24 protein-coding genes and 2 pseudogenes are annotated in these 23,754 nt (G+C 58.0%); 8 read left to right on the plus strand and 18 right to left on the minus strand.

The window, feature by feature from the left end:
• Nucleotides 1–135: 135 nt before the first annotated feature.
• The gene (locus AC1DHT_RS21510) at nt 136–1,371 is read right to left on the minus strand and encodes an RNA polymerase sigma factor (RefSeq protein WP_427536006.1); all 1,236 of its coding nucleotides are present in this window, start codon (nt 1,369–1,371) and stop codon (nt 136–138) included.
• Nucleotides 1,372–1,390: 19 nt separating this feature from the next.
• Entirely contained in the window at nt 1,391–1,738 is a 348-nt protein-coding gene (locus AC1DHT_RS21515; RefSeq protein WP_427536008.1) for a YciI family protein, read from the minus strand.
• A 232-nt stretch (nt 1,739–1,970) separates the two neighbouring features.
• On the opposite strand from AC1DHT_RS21515, the gene AC1DHT_RS21520 reads away from it, so the two are divergent.
• Both AC1DHT_RS21520 and AC1DHT_RS21525 read left to right on the plus strand, forming a co-directional pair.
• Nucleotides 1,971–2,456, plus strand: a complete 486-nt coding sequence (locus AC1DHT_RS21520; RefSeq protein WP_427536010.1) for a GNAT family N-acetyltransferase — start codon at nt 1,971–1,973, stop codon at nt 2,454–2,456.
• A 57-nt stretch (nt 2,457–2,513) separates the two neighbouring features.
• Nucleotides 2,514–2,675, plus strand: a pseudogene (locus tag AC1DHT_RS21525) (pyridoxamine 5'-phosphate oxidase family protein); the annotation flags it as partial.
• A gap of 149 nt (nt 2,676–2,824) precedes the next feature.
• Here AC1DHT_RS21525 and AC1DHT_RS21530 read toward each other — a convergent pair.
• From AC1DHT_RS21530 to AC1DHT_RS21540, 3 genes are all read right to left on the minus strand, one after another.
• On the minus strand, nt 2,825–3,322 hold the full coding sequence (locus AC1DHT_RS21530) for a GNAT family N-acetyltransferase (protein WP_427536012.1): 498 nt from the start codon (nt 3,320–3,322) through the stop codon (nt 2,825–2,827).
• 324 nt (nt 3,323–3,646) lie between these two features.
• Nucleotides 3,647–4,135 (minus strand): GyrI-like domain-containing protein, encoded by a 489-nt coding sequence (locus AC1DHT_RS21535; protein WP_427536014.1) that lies wholly within the window; start codon nt 4,133–4,135, stop codon nt 3,647–3,649.
• A 66-nt stretch (nt 4,136–4,201) separates the two neighbouring features.
• A complete protein-coding gene (locus tag AC1DHT_RS21540; protein ID WP_427536016.1) occupies nt 4,202–4,864 on the minus strand; it encodes a LysE family translocator in 663 nt (220 codons plus the stop codon).
• A gap of 228 nt (nt 4,865–5,092) precedes the next feature.
• Between AC1DHT_RS21540 and alaC the strand changes: the two genes are divergently transcribed.
• A complete protein-coding gene (gene alaC, locus AC1DHT_RS21545) occupies nt 5,093–6,298 on the plus strand; it encodes an alanine transaminase (protein ID WP_427536018.1) in 1,206 nt (401 codons plus the stop codon).
• 91 nt (nt 6,299–6,389) lie between these two features.
• On the opposite strand, the gene AC1DHT_RS21550 is transcribed toward alaC, so the two are convergent.
• From AC1DHT_RS21550 to AC1DHT_RS21560, 3 genes are all read right to left on the minus strand, one after another.
• Nucleotides 6,390–8,066: a glycosyl hydrolase family 18 protein gene (locus tag AC1DHT_RS21550; RefSeq protein ID WP_427536020.1), complete on the minus strand. Its 1,677-nt coding sequence runs from the start codon at nt 8,064–8,066 to the stop codon at nt 6,390–6,392.
• 209 nt (nt 8,067–8,275) lie between these two features.
• Complete coding sequence (locus AC1DHT_RS21555) at nt 8,276–9,628, minus strand: GntP family permease (RefSeq protein WP_427532071.1); 1,353 nt, start codon at nt 9,626–9,628, stop codon at nt 8,276–8,278.
• An 82-nt stretch (nt 9,629–9,710) separates the two neighbouring features.
• Nucleotides 9,711–10,244 carry a gluconokinase gene (locus tag AC1DHT_RS21560; RefSeq protein ID WP_427532072.1) on the minus strand — a complete coding sequence of 178 codons (534 nt, stop codon included), beginning with the start codon at nt 10,242–10,244 and terminating at the stop codon, nt 9,711–9,713.
• Nucleotides 10,245–10,459: 215 nt separating this feature from the next.
• Here AC1DHT_RS21560 and gntR point away from each other — a divergent pair, with 215 nt between their 5' ends.
• Entirely contained in the window at nt 10,460–11,491 is a 1,032-nt protein-coding gene (gene gntR, locus AC1DHT_RS21565) for an HTH-type transcriptional regulator GntR (RefSeq protein ID WP_427536022.1), read from the plus strand.
• 138 nt (nt 11,492–11,629) lie between these two features.
• Entirely contained in the window at nt 11,630–13,540 is a 1,911-nt protein-coding gene (locus AC1DHT_RS21570; protein ID WP_427536024.1) for an IucA/IucC family protein, read from the plus strand.
• A gap of 80 nt (nt 13,541–13,620) precedes the next feature.
• On the opposite strand, the gene AC1DHT_RS21575 is transcribed toward AC1DHT_RS21570, so the two are convergent.
• The 3 genes and pseudogenes from AC1DHT_RS21575 to AC1DHT_RS21585 all read right to left on the minus strand — a co-directional run bounded on the left by AC1DHT_RS21575 (nt 13,621) and on the right by AC1DHT_RS21585 (nt 16,263).
• A complete protein-coding gene (locus AC1DHT_RS21575) occupies nt 13,621–14,160 on the minus strand; it encodes a methyl-accepting chemotaxis protein (protein ID WP_371917621.1) in 540 nt (179 codons plus the stop codon).
• A gap of 9 nt (nt 14,161–14,169) precedes the next feature.
• Nucleotides 14,170–14,940, minus strand: a pseudogene (locus AC1DHT_RS21580) (PAS domain-containing protein); the annotation flags it as partial.
• A gap of 444 nt (nt 14,941–15,384) precedes the next feature.
• Nucleotides 15,385–16,263: a LysR family transcriptional regulator gene (locus AC1DHT_RS21585; protein WP_427536026.1), complete on the minus strand. Its 879-nt coding sequence runs from the start codon at nt 16,261–16,263 to the stop codon at nt 15,385–15,387.
• Nucleotides 16,264–16,362: 99 nt separating this feature from the next.
• Here AC1DHT_RS21585 and gstA point away from each other — a divergent pair, with 99 nt between their 5' ends.
• Complete coding sequence (gene gstA, locus AC1DHT_RS21590; RefSeq protein ID WP_427536028.1) at nt 16,363–16,971, plus strand: glutathione transferase GstA; 609 nt, start codon at nt 16,363–16,365, stop codon at nt 16,969–16,971.
• Nucleotides 16,972–17,035: 64 nt separating this feature from the next.
• On the opposite strand, the gene AC1DHT_RS21595 is transcribed toward gstA, so the two are convergent.
• From AC1DHT_RS21595 to AC1DHT_RS21610, 4 genes are all read right to left on the minus strand, one after another.
• Nucleotides 17,036–18,049, minus strand: coding sequence for an ABC transporter substrate-binding protein (locus tag AC1DHT_RS21595; RefSeq protein ID WP_477761465.1), 1,014 nt, complete (start codon nt 18,047–18,049; stop codon nt 17,036–17,038).
• Nucleotides 18,046–18,588: a sigma-70 family RNA polymerase sigma factor gene (locus AC1DHT_RS21600; RefSeq protein WP_427536032.1), complete on the minus strand. Its 543-nt coding sequence runs from the start codon at nt 18,586–18,588 to the stop codon at nt 18,046–18,048. The genes AC1DHT_RS21595 and AC1DHT_RS21600 overlap by 4 nt, the downstream gene beginning before the upstream one ends.
• A 152-nt stretch (nt 18,589–18,740) precedes the next feature.
• Nucleotides 18,741–19,532: a phosphate/phosphite/phosphonate ABC transporter substrate-binding protein gene (locus AC1DHT_RS21605; protein ID WP_427536034.1), complete on the minus strand. Its 792-nt coding sequence runs from the start codon at nt 19,530–19,532 to the stop codon at nt 18,741–18,743.
• A gap of 8 nt (nt 19,533–19,540) precedes the next feature.
• Nucleotides 19,541–20,482 (minus strand): fatty acid desaturase, encoded by a 942-nt coding sequence (locus AC1DHT_RS21610; RefSeq protein WP_427536036.1) that lies wholly within the window; start codon nt 20,480–20,482, stop codon nt 19,541–19,543.
• Between the two features lie 374 nt (nt 20,483–20,856).
• On the opposite strand from AC1DHT_RS21610, the gene AC1DHT_RS21615 reads away from it, so the two are divergent.
• Nucleotides 20,857–21,279, plus strand: a complete 423-nt coding sequence (locus AC1DHT_RS21615) for a GNAT family N-acetyltransferase (protein WP_427536038.1) — start codon at nt 20,857–20,859, stop codon at nt 21,277–21,279.
• 9 nt (nt 21,280–21,288) lie between these two features.
• Here the strand turns inward: AC1DHT_RS21615 and def are convergent, their stop codons facing one another.
• The 3 genes from def to AC1DHT_RS21630 form a co-directional block, all read right to left on the minus strand.
• The gene (gene def / locus AC1DHT_RS21620; protein WP_054593668.1) at nt 21,289–21,828 is read right to left on the minus strand and encodes a peptide deformylase; all 540 of its coding nucleotides are present in this window, start codon (nt 21,826–21,828) and stop codon (nt 21,289–21,291) included.
• A gap of 2 nt (nt 21,829–21,830) precedes the next feature.
• A complete protein-coding gene (locus AC1DHT_RS21625; protein ID WP_427536041.1) occupies nt 21,831–22,775 on the minus strand; it encodes a YihY/virulence factor BrkB family protein in 945 nt (314 codons plus the stop codon).
• 178 nt (nt 22,776–22,953) lie between these two features.
• Nucleotides 22,954–23,145 carry a CsbD family protein gene (locus AC1DHT_RS21630; protein WP_427532081.1) on the minus strand — a complete coding sequence of 64 codons (192 nt, stop codon included), beginning with the start codon at nt 23,143–23,145 and terminating at the stop codon, nt 22,954–22,956.
• A 197-nt stretch (nt 23,146–23,342) separates the two neighbouring features.
• Between AC1DHT_RS21630 and AC1DHT_RS21635 the strand changes: the two genes are divergently transcribed.
• Nucleotides 23,343–23,720 (plus strand): hypothetical protein, encoded by a 378-nt coding sequence (locus AC1DHT_RS21635; protein ID WP_071553721.1) that lies wholly within the window; start codon nt 23,343–23,345, stop codon nt 23,718–23,720.
• The last annotated feature ends 34 nt before the right edge of the window (nt 23,721–23,754 follow it).

Consider the following 23,754-nt stretch of genomic DNA (forward strand, 5'->3'; position numbering starts at 1 on the left):
TCGCGGCCGAACGCAGCCTCGCAGGCTCGGCAGCTGCTACGGATACGGGATATGGATGCGAGATGTGGATGCGGGATGCGGAATGCGGAATGCGGGGGTCGGATACAGATACGGATGAGGTATGCGGTGCGACCATCAATTGAGTTCACTCAACCGCCGCTCGATAAACCGTCGCTCCGGCTCTTGCCGGGTCAGTTCAAGGGCGCGCAAATAAGCCGCCCTCGCCTCTTCAACCCGTCCCAACTGCCGACAGAACTCGGCGCGCGCCGAATGGGCCAGGTGATAGTCAAGCAGCTCGCCTCGCTGCAGAATCCCATCGACCAGCGTCAACCCCGCCAGCGGCCCATCGCGCCGGGACAGCGCCGCCGCGCGATTGAGTTCAATCACCGGCGAAGGTTGCACCCGCAGCAACACGTCATACAGCCCGACAATCTGCGGCCAGTCCGTTAGCTCGGCCGTCGCGGCTTCGGCATGCACCGCCGAGATCGCGGCTTGCAGGCAATAAGGTCCGAAACCACGCGTGCTCAACGCGCGTTCGATCAAGGCACAGCCTTCGGCAATCATCCGGGTATTCCACAGTGAACGATCCTGCTCATCGAGCACGACCAACTCACCCGACGCCGAGGTTCTGGCCGGGCGTCGCGACTCATTGAGCAGCATCAGCGCCAACAGCCCCATCACTTCGGCCTCCGGCAACAGCTCCATCAGCAAGCGGCCAAGCCGGATCGCTTCGCGGGTCAGGTCTTCGCGAGTCAGCTCGCTACCGACCGACGCCGAATAGCCTTCGTTGAACACCAGGTAAATCACCCGCAACACGCTATCGAGGCGCTCGGGTAACTCGGTCATGGAAGGTACTTGATAGGGGATTTTCGCGTCGCGGATTTTGCTCTTGGCGCGCACGATGCGCTGGGCAATGGTGGACGGTGCAACGAGAAAGGCCCGGGCGATTTCCTCAGTGGTCAGGTCGCAGACTTCGCGCAGCGTCAACGGCACCTGCGCATCCGCCGCCAGGGCCGGGTGGCAGCAGGTGAAGATCAGTCGCAAGCGATCGTCTTCCACATCTTCAGTACTCCACTCGGTCTCTTCGAGTGCTTCCAGCTGTGCCACCAACGCCGCTTGGGAGGCGGCAAATCGCACCCGACGACGCAAACCGTCAATGGCCTTGAAACGCCCGGTCGACACCAGCCAGGCACGCGGATTATCGGGCACGCCATCGCGCTGCCAGCGTTCGACCGCGACAAAGAAGGCTTCATGCAAAGCCTCTTCGGCAAGGTCGAAATCCCCCAGCAAGCGAATCAGCGTGGCGAGGATGCGCCGCGACTCGTTGCGATAAACCGCCTCGACCAGCGCCTTGACCGACTCGCCCGACATCAGTTTGCCATGCCTGTGATCACCCTAGGTTCAACTCACGGACGGGCCGTACTTCAACGCTGCCGACCCGGGCGGCAGGGATATTACCGGCGACCTGAATGGCCTCGTTCAGGTCCTTCGCATCGATCAGGTAGAAACCGGCCAGTTGCTCCTTGGTTTCGGCAAACGGGCCATCGGTGATCGACAACTTGCCACCGCGCATACGCACCGTGGTGGCGGTCTGAACGGATTCCAGCGCCTCGGCGGCGAGCATCCGGCCGCTGCCCTGAACCGACTCGGCGTAGGCCATGCACTCGGCATCATGAGGGCTGTCGGGCGAGGTATGCAGGAGCCGTTCGTCGCTGTAGACCAAGCATAGGTATTTCATAAGACTCTCCGTCATCAGGCTGATCAACTATGGCTGCAGATTGAGCATCTGGCGAAAATCCCGACGATCAGGGCTGCCACTCGATCAGCGTCTGAACATCGTGAACTTTTGTGTGAGGACACCCCTAGTCGTCTGGCAACACACCAAATCGACCGCTCAAATAAAATAAATGTCGAAGAGACAAACTGGCTAAAATCCGCAGTTCACCTTTGTCGGACCACGGACACCGCCAGTGACGACCCAACTCGTTCCCTACGAACAGCTGACACCCGTTCAATGCCAGCAACTGGAAGCCATTGAGATCCCTGACCGGCAGAAGCAATTCTCCGGCGATATCGACATGGCCCTGCACACCTTGTTGTCAGCACCGCGCGACGGTATCAAGGGCTTTGCCCTGCTCGTCGATGAGATTCCGGTAGCGTTCCTGCTGCTCAAGCGTCCGCCGTTCCTGCCGCACTGGGCCCATGAAGACACCGCGACCCTGCACGCGCTACAGGTCGATCACCGCCACCAGGGCAAGGGTTATGGCAGCGCACTCCTGCAGGCCCTGCCACTCGCGGCGCGCCAGGCCTGGCCAGAGATCAAGGGGCTGGAGCTGTCGGTGGATGCACACAACGAATCAGCGCTCGGGCTCTACCTCAAGCACGGCTGGGTCGACAGCGGCAACGCCTACAAAGGCCGGATCGGTTATGAGCGGCGCATGGCCCTGGCGTTCTGAACAGCCGGCGACCTGTCATGGTGAGCTAAACAATGCTGACGACTATCGAACAACTTGAAGCGATTGACGCGTTCGGATTTGTGGAACCCGGAAAAGTACCTGGACCGCTCGGCCCTGCCCACCGCAGGCGCCTTTCACAAGCGCCTGAATGACGGCCAGTTCAATGCCGAGGCGTACGATCGGGAAGCGCCTGCTCGGGTACTCGACAGTCTCTACTGACCGTCCTGATACGACGACACCCTCATGTGGGAGCGAGCCTGCTCGCGATGAGTCCCTCACATTCAATGTAGATGCCGACTGTCAGTCCCCTATCGCGAGCAGGCTCGCTCCCACATTGGATCTCCACTGTCCTGACAGAACGTTGTGGGTTACAGATCCAGCGCCATTTCATGCCAGGCCATGCCGCCGTGATCGGACGCGGACACGTTGAGGTAGACAAAGCCAAACCCGGCATACAGCGGTATGTGCCGTTCCTTGCACATCAGGTTGATACGGACTTTGCCCAAATCCCGCATGCGGACAATGAACTCGCTCATCAAACGCTTCGCCAGCCCCAGCCCTTGGAAATCCGGGTGCACCACCACCGACATGATCACCACCTGCGGGCCATCCGGGTCATGGCCGATCATCTCCTTGAAAGCCTCATCCGCCATTTCCACCTGATACGCCGCCCCCGAATTGATAAACCCGGCAACGACACCGTCGACCTCGGCCACGATAAAACCTTGCGGCCAGGTGGCGATGCGCGTGGCGATTTTCTCGCGTGTGGCCGCTTCATCACCTTCATACGCTTCGATTTCGATGGCGAAACAGCGATCCAGATCAGCCGGCGTGACCTGGCGAATAACAGTCGTGGGGGAGTTCATGGCGTGGCCCGGTCAGCGAAAAAGAGGGAGCGAATCATAAATTAATAAGCACGGCATATCGATCATCGGCACGCCCGTAAAGCCTTCGTATAGCGGCTTTCTTTCGCACAAGGTTCGGGCTATTGCTTGTCCCTGTCTTTCGCCATGAAGAGGGAAACTCACCATGACTAGCGTTCAGGTCGGTCTTCTTATGCTGTTCACCATCAGTGCTTTTGGCTTTATCACGCTGACGATCGACGTGCTGCGAGCGCGGCGAATCAGTAAAGACAAATAGTGCAAATGCCGAGTGGCGGCGGCGCTTGAATGCGCCGCCTCTCAACCCGTTCAGGCCGTTTTGAGCGGTACCCAGATTTCCAGCACACCGGTATTGAGCTTTGGGTTGAAGTCGTCGCTGTAGCGCTCGAACTCCGGAGCATCGGCAGCCTCGTAACCCGACGCTGGCAGCCAGGTTTTCCAGATGTACTGAAAGGTTTGCGGTAGGGTGTCCAGCGCACCTTCGTGCTTGAACACCGCATAGTGCTGAGGCTGTATTTCGATCCAGCGGTAGAGTTCGGGCAGGTCATCGAGCTTGCTGATTTCGACACCCGCGATGTACTCAAACCCACCTTTACCATCCGGGTTGCAGCAGACGCCGTAGGTGACCTCCCCAACCTGCCCTGGAACGTTACCGATGTGCGGTACGAATTTCTCCCAGAGTTTGGGAATACCTTCAGTGGTGTCCGCACTAAACCGCCCGCCAAGTCCGGCGATCAGCAGAAAGTGCCCCGCTTCGAAGCGCGGCTCAGCGAGTTCGCCCTTTTTTGGATCATCCATGAATCAACTCCTGCAACTGAAGGTGGGTTCGGCTGCAAGTATAGAAGCCAAACCGGATTCCCCCAGTCAAAGGCCCGGAAGTTCTGCTACCGCCGCCGGAAGGATAAATTCCTGATAGCCAGAAACGATCACGTAGACTGCGAAATAACAGAAGATCGCTGCAGATGCGAGGTAAGAGTAGCGCAGCAGCTTGTCACCCAAGAGTTTGCCGCCCTGGGTCGCCGCCAGGCACAGGGCAACGCACCACAACAGCCCGGCGCAAAAGAACCCTGCCAGAAACAGTGCGGCATTGCTCAGGCTACCGCCCCCGGAACGGGCAATCAGCGTACCGCCGACCGCGGCGAACCAGAGAATCGCACTGGGCGACGACATTGCCAGAAAAATCCCACGGAAAAACTCCCGTCGATGGGAGCCGGCACTGACCTCACCGGCCTCCGCCAACACGGCGCTGTGATAAATCGCCGAATAAATCATCTTCGCCGCGAAGTACAGCAGCAGCGCCGAACCACCGACCCACAACACCCAGCGCACCGCCGAATACTGCAACAGCACCGTCATGCCGGCCAGCGCCAGCACCGCGTATACCAGGTCGCCGACACAGGTGCCGAGCCCCAACGCAAACCCTTGGAAATACCCACGTTGCATGGCCAGTGTGATCATCGCAATGTTGGCCACGCCGATGTCCAGGCACAGTGAAAGACTCAGCAAAAAGCCGCTGGAAAACTCCATTTTTCATCCCGTTTAAAAGTAGTTGTTGAGTAAATGCCAACTTTTGCAAGAAGCATGCGCGCACTGATTGAGAGCGAAAACTTGCGCATGCGATCAACCGCGTAGTGAAAAATAGTTGAACCTCGCCACTAGACAATCGGCCATAAGCGCCCTTATCTTCCGCCACAGGCCACCGCAGTGGCCAGCGTCGCTCGGACGGTTCCGGGCGCTTACGTTATCGAGGCAACAATGGCCGAACAAGGTTCGCCGCGCCGCTTTGCGCGCATAGATCGACTCCCCCCTTACGTATTCAATATCACTGCCGAGCTGAAGATGGCTGCGCGTCGTCGTGGCGAAGACATCATCGACTTGAGCATGGGTAATCCCGACGGCGCCACTCCGCCACACATCGTGGAGAAACTGGTGACCGTCGCCCAGCGCGAAGACACCCACGGCTACTCCACCTCCAAGGGTATTCCGCGTCTGCGCCGGGCGATTTCCAATTGGTACAAGGATCGCTACCAGGTCGACATCGACCCGGAAAGCGAAGCCATTGTCACCATCGGCTCCAAGGAAGGCCTGGCGCACTTGATGCTCGCCACCCTCGATCAGGGCGACACGGTGTTGGTGCCGAACCCGAGCTACCCGATCCACATCTACGGCGCGGTGATTGCCGGCGCACAAGTGCGCTCGGTGCCGCTGATCCCCGGCGTGGACTTTTTCGCCGAGCTGGAACGGGCCATTCGCGGCTCGATTCCGAAGCCGAAGATGATGATTCTCGGTTTCCCGTCCAACCCGACTGCACAGTGCGTCGAACTGGACTTTTTCGAGCGGGTGATCGCCCTCGCCAAACAATATGACGTGCTGGTGGTGCATGACCTGGCCTACGCCGACATCGTCTACGACGGCTGGAAAGCCCCGTCGATCATGCAGGTGCCGGGCGCCAAGGACATTGCGGTGGAGTTTTTCACCCTGTCCAAGAGCTACAACATGGCCGGCTGGCGGATCGGTTTCATGGTCGGCAACCCGGAACTGGTCAACGCCCTGGCACGGATCAAGAGCTACCACGACTACGGCACTTTCACCCCGCTGCAAGTGGCGGCCATCGCCGCGCTGGAAGGTGATCAACAGTGCGTCAAAGACATCGCCGAGCAGTATCGGCAACGGCGCAACGTGCTGGTCAAAGGCCTGCATGAACTGGGCTGGATGGTCGAAAACCCGAAAGCCTCGATGTACGTCTGGGCCAAGATCCCTGAGGCCTACGCGCATATGGGCTCGCTGGAGTTCGCCAAGAAACTGCTGGCCGAGGCCAAGGTCTGTGTGTCGCCGGGGGTTGGGTTTGGTGAATACGGCGATGACCATGTGCGTTTCGCACTGATCGAAAACCAGGACCGGATTCGTCAGGCGGTACGCGGGATTCGCGGGATGTTCCGGGCGGATGCGGCGGCGGGTTGATTTCGCGGCTTTCTAAACGGAATAGGAAATGCCCCTGTGAGAGTGTTGTGCTCACAGGGGCATTTTCGTATCGGGGAGTTGATCGCTAGCGTTATGGCAGTAAAGCAGTCGCGCCTTTGTAGTAGAAAGGTGTCATGTCGATAATTGCCGTACCTTTAAGAGGACGCCCACACCCTTCACAGGCGGCGTTGTTCAGTAGGCCGTTGTCATAATCGACCATCCAACTGAATAGCCCCGCGAGATTCCATTTTTTCACATACTCGCCTTTGGCCTTGACCGTGCGAGGCGTATCGGCGGAAATGAACAATTTAGTAGTCGGATTGTAGAGAAAGTCGGCATCGGCCTTGTCGTCGGTGTACAAGATGAAGCCATTGAGCTGGGTCTTATTCTCCAAGTCCAGATAGTTGTAAATCATATCTGGGAGTTCGATTACGCCACTTTCAAAAGAACCTTGCGTGTCAGTACCGACATGTGGGGCGTATGTCCCAATCAAAGGGGTAACACTTGTCAGCATTGCCTGTTGCGCATTTCGACTGTAGCCCGCGTATCCCAAACAGATTTTTCTCGAATCAACACCCAGCCCCAGCAAGTACTGCACCGCGGAATGCACTGAGTTCTCGGTGATATCAGTCGGGTCGCTGCGATACAGGTTGCAATGGTGCTGGAGCCTTGTTGCCCATGGCGTGCCAAAGAAGTCGTAACACATCAAGTTGACAAAATCGACGCCAGCCTGGATCAACAACGGAATATTGGACTTGGCCAACTTCACCGGGTCGGCAATGGAAGCAATGCTGATTTCCACACTCGGCAACTTGGCCTTTACCGCTTGTATCAGCACCGCAAAGTAAGCAGCGTCATTGTCATCGTATTTGTTCGGCTTCCAGTTTTCCCCGTTTCCTGGTGCATTGCCGGGAGCTCCTGGGTACTCCCAATCAATATCAATGCCTTCAAACATGGGGAATTTTTGAAAGATGGCGACAATGGAGTCGACAAGAATGGGAAGCCTGACTGGATCACGGACGAGATCGAAAAAGGCTTCACTCATCGACCAGCCGCCCAGGCTGAGCGAAACTTTCATGCTCGGGTTGGCCGCTTTGAGCTTACCCAATGCACCCAAGACCCCCTGTGCTTTGGCGGGGTCAAAAAGCTCATTGTATTTTTCGCCTACATAACTCCCGAACCCACAATTGATATAGGCTGCGACACACCCCCAGGGATCAGTAAGTGCCGCCTTGGACATCCAGAGTTTCTCTGCTGCGTTCAGCTCTGCCTGAGTCGGGGGGACGTTCGGCACCGGCTCGTGGTCCCAGTAGTGTGCTGCTCTGGCGATAACGTTTCTATTGACTCCAAGGTCTCCAACAATCGCTGCAAAACCCAGCACAATCTTGTCAAAAGTCCCTGTCTTGCCCTCAAGCCTCATGATGTCGGTACCGCGTCCTCCGATGACATAACTCGGGTCGGGCTGACCGGGACCGTCGCCGTAACGTGGATCACCGATCCCCCAATCGCTGAGATAACCGAAAGTCATGAACTCGTTTGGCTCATACTGATTGAACACATTTTTTGTAACCCGGCCTGGGGTCCAGGACAACTGATCATCTCGCGTACTGGGGGAAAACCCATTAACCACATAGGTTTTTTCAGCCGCACCAATACCCCAGTTAATTGCGCCCGTACCCACTTTAGTGCCGGGGTCCGACGGATGGACAAGATCACTCACTCTCCCCGCCCGGCCTTGCTGTGTTAATCCAGTTGCTTTGGCGGTCATGATGTTTTCTCCCTGCACGCGTAGATGAGTCACGAGTTCATGAGCAAGTTTTACGCGGAGCACAACACAACGCCTACCTGTCAAAGTTGACAGTGCCGACGAGTGGTATTCAGGGATTGAGGATCGCAAAGAAGAAAGCCGCGACAAGGATTGAATATCCTCTCGCGGCTCAGATGATTCTATAAATGCGGTGCTGGCACCGCAGTGGATCAAACCACCAGCGACAGCAACAAAATAAAGCCCAGCGCAACAACGGACAGGATKGTTTCCATCGCGGTCCAGGTCTTGAAGGTTTCGGCCACGGTCATGTTGAAGTACTGCTTGACCAGCCAGAAGCCGGCGTCGTTAACGTGTGACAGGATCAACGAACCCGCGCCGGTGGCCAGCACCAGCAACTCGCGGTTCACGCCCGGAATCATCCCCACCACCGGCACCACGATACCTGCACCGGTAATGGTCGCCACAGTCGCAGAACCAGTGGCCACGCGGATCACCGCCGCGACCAGCCAGGCCAGCAGGATCGGCGAAATCTGCGCGCTCACCGCCATGTGGCCGATCACATCGCCCACACCACTGGTCACCAGCATCTGCTTGAAGCCACCACCGGCACCGATGATCAGAATGATCGCCGCAGTTGGCGCCAGGCTGGCGTCGAGCAGTTTGAGGATCTGTTTGGAGCCGATGCCCTGACGATGCCCGAAGGTGTACAGCGACAGCAGCAACGCCAGCAGCAACGCCGAGATCGGGTGACCGATCATGTCCATCCAGGTGCGGAAGAAATGCCCGTCCGGCAGTGCGATGTCGGCAAAGGTTTTCAGCAGCATCAGGAACACCGGCAACAGCACGGTGATCAGCGTGATGCTGAAGCTCGGCAAGGTGCTGGAGTGAGGTTCGCGAGCCAGTTGATCCACCAGTTCCTGGTTAGGATGACCGGGGATGTACTTGGCGATGAACGTGCCGTAGATCGGGCCGGCAATGATCGCGGTCGGCAACGCAACGATCAGACCGTAGAGAATGGTTTTACCGATGTCCGCACCAAACACCCCGATGGCCAGCAATGGACCCGGGTGCGGCGGAACCAGTCCGTGCACGGCGGACAGACCGGCCAGCAACGGGATACCGATCTTGATGATTGAAACGCCGGTGCGCCGGGCCACGATGAACACCAGCGGAATCAGCAGCACAAAACCGATTTCGAAGAACAACGGGATACCGACCAGGAAGGCCGCAAACATCATGGCCCATTGCACGCGCTCTTTGCCGAACGCGCGAATCAGGGTCTGGGCGATCTGATCCGCCCCGCCCGACTCGGCCATCATTTTGCCAAGCATGGTACCCAGCGCCAGGATGATCCCGACAAACCCGAGCACCCCACCGAAACCGTCCTGGAACGCCTTGATGATGGTGCCAATCGGCATGCCCGAGGTCAGCCCGAGAAAAGCCGCTGCGATGATTAATGCAATGAAGGGGTGAAACTTGAACTTGGTGATCAGGACGATTAATCCGATCACGGTGATCACTGCATCAAGCAGCAAAAACGACTCGTGGGACATGCCAAACATGGGGGGTATCTCCTGTTTGTTGTTGTTATTGAAGCGGGTTATTCAGAAGCCGTCAGGACAGCGCTATCTCTTGCAGCAACACTCAGCCGGCGAGTTTCAAACCATGGCTGAGCCACCAGGCGTGAGCCTGCCGGGCGAGTTCATCGACGTTGTGCTTCGAGGCATCGAGCGCCAGGGTCAGTGGCTCGCCAACGGGGGATTCAAGAGTCGCGAACTGGCTGGCGATCAAGGTCGACGGCATGAAATGCCCCGGACGATGAGCCACGCGATCGGCGGCGACTTCAGGGGTCAACTCGAGGAACACAAAACCCAGGCCCGGCAAGGCGCTGCGCAAGCGTTCACGGTAACTGTGCTTGAGCGCCGAGCAGGTCAGCACCGGGCGTGCGCCCGAGGCATCGACGCGACGCAGCTCATCGCACAGGCTGTCGAGCCAGCCAGCCCGGTCGTCGTCGTTGAGAGGAATGCCTGCGCTCATCTTTTCGATATTGGCAGCAGGGTGAAAGGTATCGCCTTCAATGCCGGTTGCACCGCTCAGCTGGCACAGGGCTTCGCTGACGCTGGACTTGCCGCAGCCGGCCACGCCCATGATGACCAGGGCGGTGATAGGTTGACTCATGTAACACCTCAGCGCGCAGACAGCGCTACCTTTGCTACGTGAAACTCTAGTGCAAAAGCAGGCATTGCCGACGCCTTCTTGTCATTTTTATGGGTTGCAGCACGTTCTTTCCCAACGCCAAAAAGCAGGGATCAGGCAAACCCTGCTCAAGCATTTGCAGCCGCATCGAGACAGCGCTACCTTAGTGCCTTGAATTTTGTTTGGCAAGCAGCCCGATGACCTCCACTAAAAACGATAAAAATACTCGCACCACCGGCCGCCCTACCCTCAACGAAGTCGCCCGTCTGGCAGGCGTGAGTCCAATCACCGCGTCCAGGGCCTTGCGCGGCATCAGCACCGTCGCCACCGAGTTGGTGGAAAAGGTCCAGCAGGCCGCGCTCGAACTGAACTACGTGGTCAACCCCGCCGCCCGCGCCCTGGCTTCGGCCCAGAGCCATTCGGTGGTGGTCCTGGTGCCATCGCTGTCGAACCTGCTGTTCATCGAAACCCTTGAAGCCATCCATCAGGTGCTGCGTCCCAAAGGCTTCGAAGTGCTGATCGGCAACTATCACTATTCCCGTGATGAAGAAGAGAACCTGCTGCGCAACTACATGGCCTATCAGCCAAGAGGGTTGCTGCTGACCGGCTTCGATCGTACCGAAAGTGCCCGCCGGATGATCGAAACCAGCAATATCCCCTGCGTCTACATGATGGATCTGGACCCGGGCGCCGGCCTGAACTGCGTCGGCTTCTCGCAATTGAGTGCCGGCGAAACCGCCGCACAACACTTGATCTCCCGCGGTCGGCGGCACCTGGCCTACATCGGCGCACAACTCGACCAACGCACCTTGCTGCGCGGCGAAGGTTTCCGGCGTGCCTTGCAGCAAGCGGGCCTGTACGACCCGGACCTTGAGTTGCTGACACCGCGTCCCTCTTCGGTGGGCCTTGGCGGCGAATTATTCCTGCAGATGATGGCGAGCCATCCGCAGGTCGACGCAATCTTCTTCGGTAACGACGACCTGGCCCACGGCGCCCTGCTCGAAGCCATGCGCCACGGGATCAAGATCCCCGAACAAGTCGCCGTCCTCGGCTTCAACGACCTGCCAGCCTCGGCGCACATGGTGCCGCGCCTGAGCAGCATCAGCACCCCGCGTGAAGCCATCGGCCGCCGCGCTGCTGAGCACATGCTGACCTTGATGGCCGGCAATTCGATCGCCAAACCGGTGGTCGACATGGGCTTTGAGTTGAAGGTTCGCGAGAGTACCTAGGAAACCCGCTCTCGGACATTCCCGCCAACACCCTGGGATCCGTCCCACAGATTTGTCGGAAACGCTTGCCATCGATTTTTTTGCGCGTGCCGTAGCCTCTCTGGAGCTGCTTTTAACCGCCCCCAGGAGTCTTATGTCATGCACACGGACCCGCAAAATCAGCAATGGTTACTCTCACGCTGGAGCGAAGCGCTGGCGACCGAGGCGTTCACGTCTCGCCGGATAAGCCTCGGCCATCTGGCCGATACGCTCGAGCTCAGCGCCCGCGCAAGCTTTCAGCGCTTGTTGCAGGCGCTGCTGCGCGAAGGCCTGCTGAATCCCGAAGTCCTGCAAGCCAAGGGCTCGATGCATTGGCTCACGCTGCTCGATGGTGCCCGGTTGTGCTTCGAAGGACTCATCCCCACGCGGATGAACAGCTGGGACATACAGGGCGACATCACGCTGCATCGCCCTGAATCCCCAGCACAAAAACTGCTGTTTCCTTCACAGTTGCTAAACCTGCTCTGCACGCAACTTGAGCCTTTACCGTCGCCCGAAGTGCTCGTTCGCCTGGCCGAAGAACTTGATGACAGCTTCTGCAACGCCACCTTGTGCCAGGCCTTTCACCACGGCTGGAGCCGGCAACTGCGTGAACAGTTCAAGCTCGCCGATGACGATAATCTGCTGACCTGGCTCAAGAGCAACCCCGCCCACCCGAACCCGACATCGTTGCTTGAACAGTGGGGCACGCTGGGTCATCCCTGGCACCCGAACTACAAGACCAAGCTTGGCTTGGGCACCCCTGAGGTCATTGCTTTATCACCGGAATTCGAAGCCTGCGTGCCCGTCGTCCTGTGCGCCTTGCATCGGCAATGGGCTCACGTCGAATCATTGAACGAACCCGAGCATTACCGCGACTGGTGGCAAGGGCATTTCCCGCTCGCGACCGAACAATTGACCCGGCACCTTCTAACCCAAGGCCTCGACCCGGATGACTACCTGCCCCTCCCCGTCCATCCATGGCAAGCCGCAGAGGAACTACCGCGCTCGTTCGCTCGCGAGATTGCCGACCGCGTGCTGGTCATGACCAGCATCATTGCGTTCAACGGTCAGCCGACCATGTCGTTTCGCACCCTGGTGCCCACTGCAAACCGCTGCTCACCGATGGTCAAGCTTCCGGTAGCGCTGCGACTGACCAGCGTGCAACGCACCCTTTCACCACGCTCGGCACGCATGGGGCCAAGGGTCAGCGGATTGTTGCTGCGAATACTCAAGCAGGAGCCGCAGATTCGAGCCGTGTTGAACATCGTGCCGGAACGTATTGGCGTGCATTACGCGCCGCAACCAGCGGATGACCAACGCTCCCGGCACCTGGCGGTGCTTTACCGGGACAACCCGTCGAGCGTGCTGCAGCCGGGCGAAATGGCCGTTCCCGTTGGCAGCCTGTTCGCCCTGGATGAACACGGACAACCGTTACTGCGCCAGTGGATCAGGTTGGCCCAGGGAGGCGACGGCAGACCGGAACTGCTGCGTTTTTTCCGTGACTATCTATCGATCGCCGTTCCCGGACTGCTCGGTCTGTACCTGATCTACGGCGTCGCCTTCGAGGCGCACCAGCAGAACAGCTTCATGGTCATGAGTGCCGAAGGACAGTTGAGCCGGTTGATGGTGCGTGACTTCGGCGACATCCGGATACACCGCCAGACCTTGCACCGGCAAGGCCTCGACCTTCAGTTGCATGACCCGCAGATGACGCTGTATGACGATGCGGACTTCGTGCGCGACAAACTCTTGCACACCACCTTCATGTGCCATCTCGGGGAGCTGGTTCTGCTCTGTGCCCGGCATTGGAAGATGCCGGACGATGCACTCTGGAATGAGCTGGCCATTCAGGTCAGCGACTGCTTTGACCACCTGCGCGAACGGGTCGAGCCACAGCGCTGGGCAATCGAGCGTCTGGCCTTGCTGAAACAGGACTGGCCGGCCAAATCGTTCATGCGTATGCGCTTGCTCGACAGTGCGCTCGATATCGTCGGTCGCCTGAGCAACCCACTTCGCGTGCACTCGTAAAATACTCGCAAGAGCGACCAAAAAGGTTTTCGATCAAGTAACAGCACTTGATCGAAAACCCGCTTTAGTTGCACGACGTTTTAACCAAGTTGCAATGTCGAGTTGAACTGGCTGATGGCGTCCACCACATGCCGTGAACCCTGTTGAATTTCCAGGATCACCTCGCCCGCTTCATTGGCCAGTTCCACGCCAAGTCCAGTACGACTCAAACTTGATTGCATGCTCGACACTGCACTCAAGGACAAGTCGTGGTTCTTGCGCACCACTTCCACAATTTCCACGGTTGCGTGGCTGGTTCGTGCCGCCAGGCTACGCACCTCGTCGGCAACCACCGCAAATCCTCGCCCATGTTCACCGGCCCGCGCAGCCTCGATAGCGGCGTTGAGTGCCAGCAGATTGGTCTGATCGGCGATACCGCGAATGGTCTGAACAATGGTGCCGATGATGTCGGACTGCTTGCTCACCGCATCGATGCTGAGGGCCGCTTCGTTGAGATCCCTGGAGATCTCTTCGATGATCTGCACGGTTTGCTGCACCACCTGCGAACCTTTCTGGGCACACGCATCGTTTTGCACCGAGGTTGAATGGGCCGACTCGGCAGCGGTCTGCAACGTGGTCATTTGCCGGGTGATGTCGCTGGCGAATTTGACCACTTTGTACAAGCGCCCCTTGGTGTCGAAGATCGGGTTGTACGAAGCTTCGAGAAAGACCATGCGACCGTGTTTGTCGACCCGTTCAAACCGACGCGAATGGAACTCGCCGCGGTTGAGCGATGCCCAGAACGCCTTATAGGCCGCCGACTCGCTCTCCGAGCGATGACAGAACAGGCTGTGGTGCTGACCTACTACTTCGTTAAGCGAATAGTGCATGGTCTGCAAGAAGTTATCGTTGGCAGTCATCACCCTGCCGTCGGGGGAGAATTCGATCACCGCCATGGCGCGGCCCAGGGCATTCACTACGCTCTGGCTTTCATGCTCTTTATTGATTCGGGCCGTGATGTCCGAGGTCACTTTGATCACGCTTCGTACTTGCCGGTCAGTTCCGATCACCGGCATATAACTGGCCTCAAGCCAGACTTCCTTACCGCTCTTGTTCAAGCGCAAGAAAGTGCCACTGTTTGATTCGCCACGACCCAGCTCACGCCAGAAGCGCTGGTAATCTTCGCTCTTGGCGTACTCCTCTTCACAGAAAATCCGGTGATGCTTGCCGCGCAGTTCCTCGATGGAATAGCCGACGGCCCTACAAAAGTTTTCGTTGGCCTCGAGGATCACACCGGTAGGGTCAAACTCGATCATGGCCATGGAGCGGCTGATTGCCGCCAACTTGGCATTGGCCTCGGTCAACGCGCAGCTAAATCGCTCTATCTCAAGCAGGTCGGACTTGTGGTGTCGATTGAACATGGTGGTATCACCTTCAGCACTGTCTTTTAACGAACGGAAGTTCCCAGTCTTTCACTGGACTTACGACAACTTTCCACAGAACAGGCAAACGCATCCTCACACGAAGGATAAGAGTCAGGTGATCAATGATGATTAATCGGAGTGTCCATAACGCAACGCTCTTATCAAGCCATCCTTTTCTTGATGCCCCGTGCAGGAGCCAACCCAACATTCACAAGTAACTCCCTCTAAGAAACACTCCTTTTCACCGCAGTGCCTTGAGTTGCACACTCTTATCGATCATTCAATTTACAACCGGGCGCAACACACTGACTCAAGCACAATCAGGCTGAGGCATCGAGACGTTCACGCTTTATAAACTAACCGGCATCAGTCGCTACGAGTGAGCATAGACAGCAACGCCACGGATGCAAGGCCATCAATATGCCATCTTTTTATCGACGGTCAGAACGCTGCGGGATGGAGCATCGCCAGCAGCGCCTGCACCGCCGCAGAGGGTTCCCTGAGCGGTGTGGCGACCAGCGCAAATTCTCGATCAACAGGCACTGCCAACGGCAATACGCGCAACCCCTTGCGATTGGCTGGCAAGGTCATTTCCGGAACCAGCGTCACCCCGACGTTTTCCCGAACCAGTGTGAACGCACTGCCCCACTCCCTAACTTCAACCCGGACATCCAGCAGCGCAAGACCTGCATCCGCTGCCAGGCTGCGGGCATTGACGCTGCATCCGCCAGTGGCCAGCACGAACGGCTGCCCGACCAACGTCTCCAACCTCAATCCGTGCTCGTGGTTTCCTCGAGCCAATGGGTGCGCCATCGGCAGCACCGCAACCCAGGTATCTCGCCCCAACATTCCAGCGTTGCGTTCAGGTGGAGGATTGAGCACCACGCCCAGATCAACCAGGCCAGCGCCAAGCAACGCTTCAACTTCGTTGTCGCTGACCTCCAGCGCCACCACCTGAATACCGGGATAAAGTTGCTTGAACTGGCGCAACAGCGGCGGCAGAAACGTTGCAAGCACCATCGGAAAACTGGCCAGGCGAATAGTGCCACGCTGAATGTCTCGCGCCGCGTCGGCGGTAGTCCGGATGGTCTCAAGGGCCTGAAGCATCACCCGCGCCTGTTCGATCACGTGCACGCCGACCGCGGTCGGCAAGGTCTGACGGTTTTCCCGGACAAACAGTTGAATACCGAGCATATCCTCAAGCAAAGCCAGCGCTTGGCTAGCCCCCGACTGAGTCATGCCGACATGCTCGGCAGCGCGTGTGATGTTGCCCGTGTCCGCGATAGCCACCAACATCCGCCAATGCATCAGGTTCATCATCGCAGTAGCTGTCCTTATGGTTGCTGTCTGAAAGATTAATTTTACGAAGTGCGCGAGCGACTATGACACTGATCAAAACCCTCACCTGGAACCCTGATCATGAAGTTGTATTTTTCGCCTCAAGCCTGTTCCCTTGCTCCGCACATTGTTCTGCGTGAACTGCAACTGCCATTCGAGCTGGTCCGCGTCGACAACCGAACGAAGAAGACCGCCGACGGTGCCGACTTTCTTGCGATCAATCCGAAAGGTTATGTCGCGGCGCTGCAACTGGATAACGGCGATGTGCTGACCGAGGGACCGGCAATCCTGCAATACCTTGCCGATCTTCGCCCGCATGCCGGTCTTGCACCGGCATGCGGTTCCTGGGAAAGAGTGCGTTTGCAGGAGGTCCTGAACTTCATTTCGAGTGAGATTCACGGCGGCCTGGGACTGCTGTTCAACGTGCAGTTTCCTGATCAGGTGAAAGCGCTCTTCAAGGAGAAACTGTTCAAGCGGTTTGCCGTGCTGACCCAGACACTGGAACAACAGGATTATCTGCTGGGCGAACGCTTCAGCATCGCTGATGCCTATCTGTTCAGCGTACTGCGGTGGACTTCCTTGTTTGATATCGACCTGAAGCAATGGCCGTCGCTGGAGCGTTTTCAGGCGCGGATTGGCTCACGGCCTGCGATAAGCGAGGCGCTGGCGGCGGAAGTGGCGCACGCCTGAAGATTGATTGCTGACAAGCCGGCGATGGCGACTTCATGGGCGCCATCACCGGTGAATGACGCGCCTACAAACTGCTGCTGACTTTCGTCGCGACCTGCGTTGGTACCCAGCCTTGCCACACCTGCGGTTGCTCGCGCAGGAAGGCTTGTGCGACTTCACGCGGTTTTTGGCGTTTTTCGCTCATCTGGCCGAGGGTCTGGTTCAGCAGATCGATCGGTAAATCGACTTTCTCGAAGAACGCCACCAGGTCCGGGTATTGGGCCTTGAACGGTGCCGAGACACCAATGGCCAGGTTGGCCGGCATCGAGCGCGTACCTTGTGGATGCGGGTTGTTGGCGTCGGCCAGGGTTTTCCAGGCCTCGGCGTTGAAGGCCGGCTCGTCGAGCTTCACCAATTTGAAACGCCCCAACAGCGGGGTCGGCGACCAGTAGTAGAAAAGTACTGGTTTGCCACGCCGAATCGACGAACTGACCTCGGCATCCAGCGCCGCCCCCGAGCCGGTACGGAAGTTGACGAAGCTCTCGGTCAACGCATAGGCCTTGAGCTTCTGGCTGTTGACGATCTCCGAGGTCCAGCCGGTCGGGCTGTTGAGGAAGCGGCCACGAGTCGGGTCTTCCGGATCCCGGAACACGTCCTTGTAGCGCGCCAGATCGGCGACCGATTTCAGCTCCGGCGCCAGCGGTTTGATCCCGCGCTCGGGGTCGCCCTTGATCACGTATTCCGGCACCCACCAGCCTTCGGTGGCGCCTTTGACGGTATCGCCCAGACCGAACACTTTACCCTCGGCCTGTGCCTTGACCCAGGCCGGACTACGCCCCGCCCACTCCTCGCCGATGACCTGAATATCATCCTTGGCCAACGCGGCTTCAAGACTGACGGTGCTGCCCGGCAGCGTGTCGGTCGGGTAGCCGTAACCTTTCTCGACGATCAAGCGCAGGATCTCGGTGATCAGGCTGCCGCTTTCCCAGGTGATGTCGCCGAAGTGGATCGGCGCGACTTTTTCCGTCGCGGAGGCCTGTGTCGCCACAAGACTGAAGAGCAATAGCKAACTGCCGAGCCAGGTTTTGATTGATCTCATGCGGACCTCAGGGTGGGGGGTGTGAGCAATGGTTGATTGGCGCTGCGCTGGCAAAGCGTATGACAGCGGGTCATGTAGACGCTGACCGAACGCTGGGAGATGCCCAGTTCGGCGGCGATTTGCGGGTAAGTCAGGCCTTCAAGCCGTGACAGCAGGAACGTCGCCCTGACCTTGCCCGGCAAGCGGTCAAGCGCCTGGTCGAGAACACTCAAGGTCTGCAACTGCTGCGTCAGGTCTTCCGGCGACGGCCCTTGGCAGGGCTGAATGTGCTGCAACTGATCGAGGTGATCACGCTCGCGGTCCCGTCGGCGCCAGAGACGATAAATTACCCGCTGAGCAACGGTGGTCAGCAAGGCGCGGGGCTGTTGGATCGACGTCAGGTTTGGCGAGTCGAGGAGCTGCGCAAAGGCCTCGGCGGCGACATCTTCGGCGCTGATGCCAGCATCGAGGTAGCCGCGCAAGCGATTGCACAACCAAACATAATGACAGCGGAACAATCCGCCCACGTATTCGCTGTGAGAAAGGTCGGTGCCGGACATGGAGGCTCCAAAAATAGGGTGGCGCTGAATGTCCGGTGGTCCGGTACAGCGATCCTAGCAAGGAGCCTTATTCTTTAATAATACTTAAAAACTATTTTTATATATCTCTTAGAAATATAAATTTTCAGTTTGCCCAGCGCTCGTTTCAACTCTCAACGCAAGCGCCCGAATCCTAGCTCTTCGGCCTCTTGCCGGTAATCAAGAAGGATCTGATAGTCACTTTCAGTGGCCGGCAACACCTCGTGGAGCCCCAGGATTTCAACCACATCAGGCAGTTCATTCAACGCCTGGTTCATCACCTCGCGGAGGTGCTCGATTTGCCCGTCCGTCAGGCTGGCGACACCGATATACGGCAAGGTCGGGCTGAACGCACTGCGCGCCACCACCCGCAATCCTTCGCCTTCCTGCGGTGCATGCCGCGCCAGATAGGCGAACGTCACGCTGTCGATGGCCGCCAGGTCCGCGCGCCCGTCACGCAGCCAGCGCAGGCTTTCACGGTGACTACCGCTGACCGCAACGCTGGAGAAAAACTGACCATTGCGTTGCAACGCAGCGATGCGGTGACGCAACAGATTCATCCCGCTGTTGGAGTCCTCGCCATTGATCACCGCTCGGCTACCCTGCAGCGCCGGCAAAGTTCGGCGCGGGTCGTCGGCCCGGGTCAGCAGCAGGCTGCAATGATTACCAGCGCTGCTGTCCGGCAGTTCATAACGCGGTCGACCGATCACCCGCACCTGTCCGCGCAACGCTGTCATCAGTGGATAGCCGCAGGTCTGGGTGAGCAGCAATTGCGGGGCCAGCCAAAGCTCCATCAACGACAAGCCTTCAGCGCTCAAGCGGGTCGCGCCGAGCCGCTCGACGATGCGCGCCAGCCACTGTTCATTGGCCTGACGTATCGGCTCGGGGGCGACGTACATCAGTAACTCTGCAAAACCTGAAATCATGCCGCTTCTCAACTGAAAGGATGCTGCGGACTGTCCACGGGACTGAGCCCGTGCCGACGCAACAGCTCACCATAACCGCGCACCAGAAACCCGCCACTGCGTGCCTGCCATTGATCACGTCGCGCGCGATAAACCTGCGGCAAATAGAACCACGGCAACCCCGGCAGATCGTGATGCACCAGGTGCAGGTTCAGGTTCAGGAACAACCAGCGCCAAGGCCAGGCAGCCTCGTTGAGCACCGTGCGCTTTTGCGATTCGCGGTGCGGACGATGTTCATAGTAGGAACGGATCGCCCCTACCGACAACGCCGGCACGCTGATCAAGAACAGGTAATGCCAGACGGGAACAACACTGTAACCCGCGATGAAGGTCAGCATCAGCACAGTCACCGTGCCATGGGTCAGCCACATCAACCAGGCCTGGCGATTGCCTTGGCGCAAGCGCTGGAGTTCTTCCCTGGCCAGCGCCAGCAAGGCCAGCGGCGCACCGACGGCGAAGCGCCCCAGCAGGGTTTTGTTCAGCCAGTGCAGGCTGCGCTCGAACACTGAACTGCCCTGCCACTGTCGTGTGCTCACGTAACGACTTTCCGGGTCGCGACCGGGTAACGTCAGGTCTTCGTCGCGGTGATGCAGAAGGTGGCTGTCGCGGTACAGGGTGTACGGGTACCAGACGGCAAAAGGTGCGTAGCCGAGGAGTTTGTTCAACGAGGTAAAGCGCGTCGGATGCCCATGCAACAGCTCATGCTGGACCGACATCCACAGCACCACGATCGGTATCAGCAGCAGCGTACTCAACCAAAGCCCGAGCCAGGCACTGGCCAGCAGTACGCCAAACCAGGCCGCGTACACGCCGATCAACAGCAGCCAGGTAGGCCATTCACTGCGACCGGCAAACGTTCGGCGCAGGGTTTCAATTTCTTCACGCAGGTTTTGATCAAGGTAATAGGACATGGCTCGGCTCAGAACAGGACAAGCCAACAGACAAATGTCGGCCTTATCCCCTTCTGTGCAACGAAGCAGGGAAATCTTGCAGATCGATGACTGGTTTACCTGGAAGTGAATACTTGAGAATGAACGCGGAGCCCGATTGCCGGGCTCCGTCAAAGCGGGCTCAGTGCCCGAACACACCGACCTTCTTGGCCTTCTTGTCAGCGCGTTTTTCAACGGCTGTCTTGGTCGGTTTCTTTTTCGCCGCTTTCTTCGAATCCATGCCTTTGCTCATGATGCACGCTCCACCAACTGGGAATATGAGATCAGGTATACACCTATCTCGCAGCGTTGGTTCTTTTATAATAGGCGCATTTTTCGCAGTGACCCCCTCGCACATGCCCAACACCCAATACACCCAGCTTGCCGAGCCACTGTGGCCGTTGCTGAACAAGTTTTACCGCAGTCACCAGTCATCGATGAAAGCGGTTCGCGATGCTCAACTGTGGGTAGGCAAGCGCGACGAGATCATCGCCGGGCTCTGTTTGCGGCCGATGACGGAGGGGTTTTGGCTGACGGGGTTATTTGTCGACCCGGCCCTTCGGGGACAAGGTATTGCGGGGGCGTTGATGGCCCAGGCACTGGTGCAGATCAAGGCGCCGGTATGGCTGTTCTGCCACCCGGACTTGCGCAGTTTTTATGAGTGCAATGGCTTCACTGCGGACCCGTTGTTGCCCTATGCACTGGCCGAGCGCCTGGCTCGCTATAAACGCAACAAGCCGATGATCGCCATGGGTTTTCAAACTGTGGGAGCGCGTTGAGGTTTCGGATCAATCATCAGCCGTCGGGTCGAGATCCGGGAACATCACCTCGGTAAACCCGAACTTGCGAAAGTCGGTGATCCGCGACGGGTACAACCGGCCGATCAGGTGATCGCATTCGTGCTGTACCACTCGGGCGTGAAACCCCGAGGCGATTCGCACAACCGGCTCGCCCTTGGGATCGAAGCCTTCATAACGAATGTGCTGATAACGCTCGACCGCCCCCCGCAGCCCCGGCACGGACAGGCAACCTTCGAAGCCCTCTTCCAGCGTCGGATCAAGCGGCGTAATCAACGGGTTGATCAAAATCGTCTGCGGTACGGCGTCAGCGTCCGGGTAACGTTCGCTGTGCTCGAAGCCGAAGATCACCAACTGCAGGTCGACACCGATCTGCGGGGCTGCCAGGCCAACGCCGCCGACACTTTCCATGGTCTGGAACATGTCATCGATCAACTGCCACAGTTCAGGGCTGTCGAACATTTCGGCCGGTACCGGCGGAGCGATACGCAGCAAGCGCTCATCGCCCATTTTCAGAATTTCACGGATCATCGTCAGGCTTCGTCAGTGGTCGGGTTGAGCGAGTGGTCCCGGCCCAGTCCCGAAACATGGTGTTTTTCGTCGTGTTCGCCGAAGTCCTTGGCACCAGGATGCTTGCCTTCGCTCGACATGTGATCGATCACCGCATTCATTTCCGCGCCGAGCAACAGCACTGCAGCGGAAATATAGAAGTACAGCAACAACACGATAATCGCGCCGATACTGCCATACATGGCATTGTAGTTGGCGAAGGTCTTGACGTAGTAACCAAAACCCAGCGAAGCGACGATCCACACCACCACCGCCAGCACCGAGCCCGGCGTGATGAAGCGAAACCGCTGTTTCACATCAGGCATCACGTAATAAATCAACGCAACCGCAACCATCAGCAAAATGACGATCACCGGCCAGCGCAGTATCGTCCACAACGTGACGATGAATTCTTCCATGCCGATCTGCGACGCAATCCATTCCATCACCTGCGGGCCGAGCACCATCAAGGCCGCAGCGACCAGCAGCATGCCGGCAACGCCAACGGTATAGAAAATCGACAGCGGGAAACGCTTCCAGATCGGCCGGCCTTCGACCACATCGTAGGCCGCGTTCATCGCGCTCATCATCAGCCGCACACCCGCCGAGGCGGTCCACAGGGCGATGACGATACCCACCGAAAGCAATCCACCCTTCGATTGCTGGAGCTGGTCGATCACCGGGTTCACTTGCTCCAGCGCTTGCGGCGGCAATACCAGCTCTGACTGAAGGCGCAGCCAGGAAAAGAAATCCGGCAGGTGCAGGAAACCGATCAGGGCAATCAGGAACAGAATGAAGGGAAACAGCGAGAACAGCATCTGATAGGCCAGCGCCGAGGCATACGTCGACATCTCGTCATTAATAAACTCGGTGACGGTGCGCATCATCACGCGGTGCAAGGGCAAGCCTTTCAACTCCGGGAACATCATAGCGTCTCCTTTCGCCGCAAAAGGGTTGAAGTCGGGAGCGACTCAGGGGCCGTTTTCTACATCAAAGTAACCTACTTGGCGACCTTGGAACAATTTCGGGGAAAATGAACAATAAAAGTCGACATAAAAACGGCCATCCGTGGATGGCCGTCGCGGTGTATTAACGCGGGCTATCGGATCAGGCTTTATCGATGGTTTTCTTGATCGCATCTTTGGCCTTGCCGAGCGCTTGCTGGGCTTCGCCTTTCTTCTCCTGAAGCTTGCCTTCGGCTCGCAACTTGGGATTGTCGGTGGCTTTACCCACACCTTGCTTGACGTTGCCGACCGCTTCGTTGGCCAGGCCTTTAACTTTATCGCCAGTGCTGCTCATGGTATTTCTCCTGTGAACACTCAAAGGTCAGTGACTACGTAGAGGTTGACCTGAGGACGTTGCACAGAGTTTCATTTATTTTCGCCCGGTCATTTCATCAGCACATGCAGGTTGGGCTTTATGTTTGCGGGCTTTGCCCCGAGAATGCGCAACGTATTCAGGCCGTGGCGCTGAAGATCCAATCCCGTAGGAACGTTATGAAACTCGATAAAAAGCAGGCCATTGCCCGCAGAAACCAGGAACTCGGCGGTGCAGTGCTTGGCGTCAACAACTGCCATTTCACCGAATTGAACCGCAACCGCAATATCTGGTGGTTTGATATCCCGGTTGCGCGCCTGGCCATTGGTCAGTACGAGTGGGTTCACCTGCTGATGCATACACCCGCCACCGACGAACTGCTGCACCTGAAAGTGCCGACGGTGTTCCTGCGCGAGAAACTCGAAGGCCTGGTGGTGCGCAATGAAGGCAAGCGCAAGGCGGCCCTGAGCCTGGAACTGAGTGCCGACAAGGACTCGTACCTTCAGGACATGCGCCCGGCTGGCACCAACGTCAATTTCGCGCAGTTCCGCCTCTGACAGCAAAAGATCTGAAGAAACAAAAAGCCCCGCA

Source organism: Pseudomonas sp. 05N432 (assembly GCF_056396945.1).

Excerpts from the sequence above, each read along its gene's own strand:
- AC1DHT_RS21540 (WP_427536016.1), bottom strand. The coding sequence starts at position 4,864 with ATGGAGTTTTCCAGCGGCTTTTTGCTGAGTCTTTCACTGTGCCTGGAC.
- AC1DHT_RS21625 (WP_427536041.1), bottom strand. The coding sequence starts at position 22,775 with ATGATGTTCCCGGAGTTGAAAGGCTTGCCCTTGCACCGCGTGATGATG.
- AC1DHT_RS21630 (WP_427532081.1), bottom strand. The coding sequence starts at position 23,145 with ATGAGCAGCACTGGCGATAAAGTTAAAGGCCTGGCCAACGAAGCGGTC.
- alaC (WP_427536018.1), top strand. The coding sequence starts at position 5,093 with ATGGCCGAACAAGGTTCGCCGCGCCGCTTTGCGCGCATAGATCGACTC.
- gstA (WP_427536028.1), top strand. The coding sequence starts at position 16,363 with ATGAAGTTGTATTTTTCGCCTCAAGCCTGTTCCCTTGCTCCGCACATT.
- AC1DHT_RS21515 (WP_427536008.1), bottom strand. The coding sequence starts at position 1,738 with ATGAAATACCTATGCTTGGTCTACAGCGACGAACGGCTCCTGCATACC.
- AC1DHT_RS21605 (WP_427536034.1), bottom strand. The coding sequence starts at position 19,532 with ATGATTTCAGGTTTTGCAGAGTTACTGATGTACGTCGCCCCCGAGCCG.
- def (WP_054593668.1), bottom strand. The coding sequence starts at position 21,828 with ATGATCCGTGAAATTCTGAAAATGGGCGATGAGCGCTTGCTGCGTATC.
- AC1DHT_RS21510 (WP_427536006.1), bottom strand. The coding sequence starts at position 1,371 with ATGTCGGGCGAGTCGGTCAAGGCGCTGGTCGAGGCGGTTTATCGCAAC.
- AC1DHT_RS21610 (WP_427536036.1), bottom strand. The coding sequence starts at position 20,482 with ATGTCCTATTACCTTGATCAAAACCTGCGTGAAGAAATTGAAACCCTG.
- AC1DHT_RS21560 (WP_427532072.1), bottom strand. The coding sequence starts at position 10,244 with ATGAGTCAACCTATCACCGCCCTGGTCATCATGGGCGTGGCCGGCTGC.
- AC1DHT_RS21535 (WP_427536014.1), bottom strand. The coding sequence starts at position 4,135 with ATGGATGATCCAAAAAAGGGCGAACTCGCTGAGCCGCGCTTCGAAGCG.
- gntR (WP_427536022.1), top strand. The coding sequence starts at position 10,460 with ATGACCTCCACTAAAAACGATAAAAATACTCGCACCACCGGCCGCCCT.
- AC1DHT_RS21550 (WP_427536020.1), bottom strand. The coding sequence starts at position 8,066 with ATGACCGCCAAAGCAACTGGATTAACACAGCAAGGCCGGGCGGGGAGA.
- AC1DHT_RS21575 (WP_371917621.1), bottom strand. The coding sequence starts at position 14,160 with ATGACCACGTTGCAGACCGCTGCCGAGTCGGCCCATTCAACCTCGGTG.
- AC1DHT_RS21585 (WP_427536026.1), bottom strand. The coding sequence starts at position 16,263 with ATGATGAACCTGATGCATTGGCGGATGTTGGTGGCTATCGCGGACACG.
- AC1DHT_RS21615 (WP_427536038.1), top strand. The coding sequence starts at position 20,857 with ATGCCCAACACCCAATACACCCAGCTTGCCGAGCCACTGTGGCCGTTG.
- AC1DHT_RS21600 (WP_427536032.1), bottom strand. The coding sequence starts at position 18,588 with ATGTCCGGCACCGACCTTTCTCACAGCGAATACGTGGGCGGATTGTTC.
- AC1DHT_RS21635 (WP_071553721.1), top strand. The coding sequence starts at position 23,343 with ATGAAACTCGATAAAAAGCAGGCCATTGCCCGCAGAAACCAGGAACTC.
- AC1DHT_RS21570 (WP_427536024.1), top strand. The coding sequence starts at position 11,630 with ATGCACACGGACCCGCAAAATCAGCAATGGTTACTCTCACGCTGGAGC.
- AC1DHT_RS21530 (WP_427536012.1), bottom strand. The coding sequence starts at position 3,322 with ATGAACTCCCCCACGACTGTTATTCGCCAGGTCACGCCGGCTGATCTG.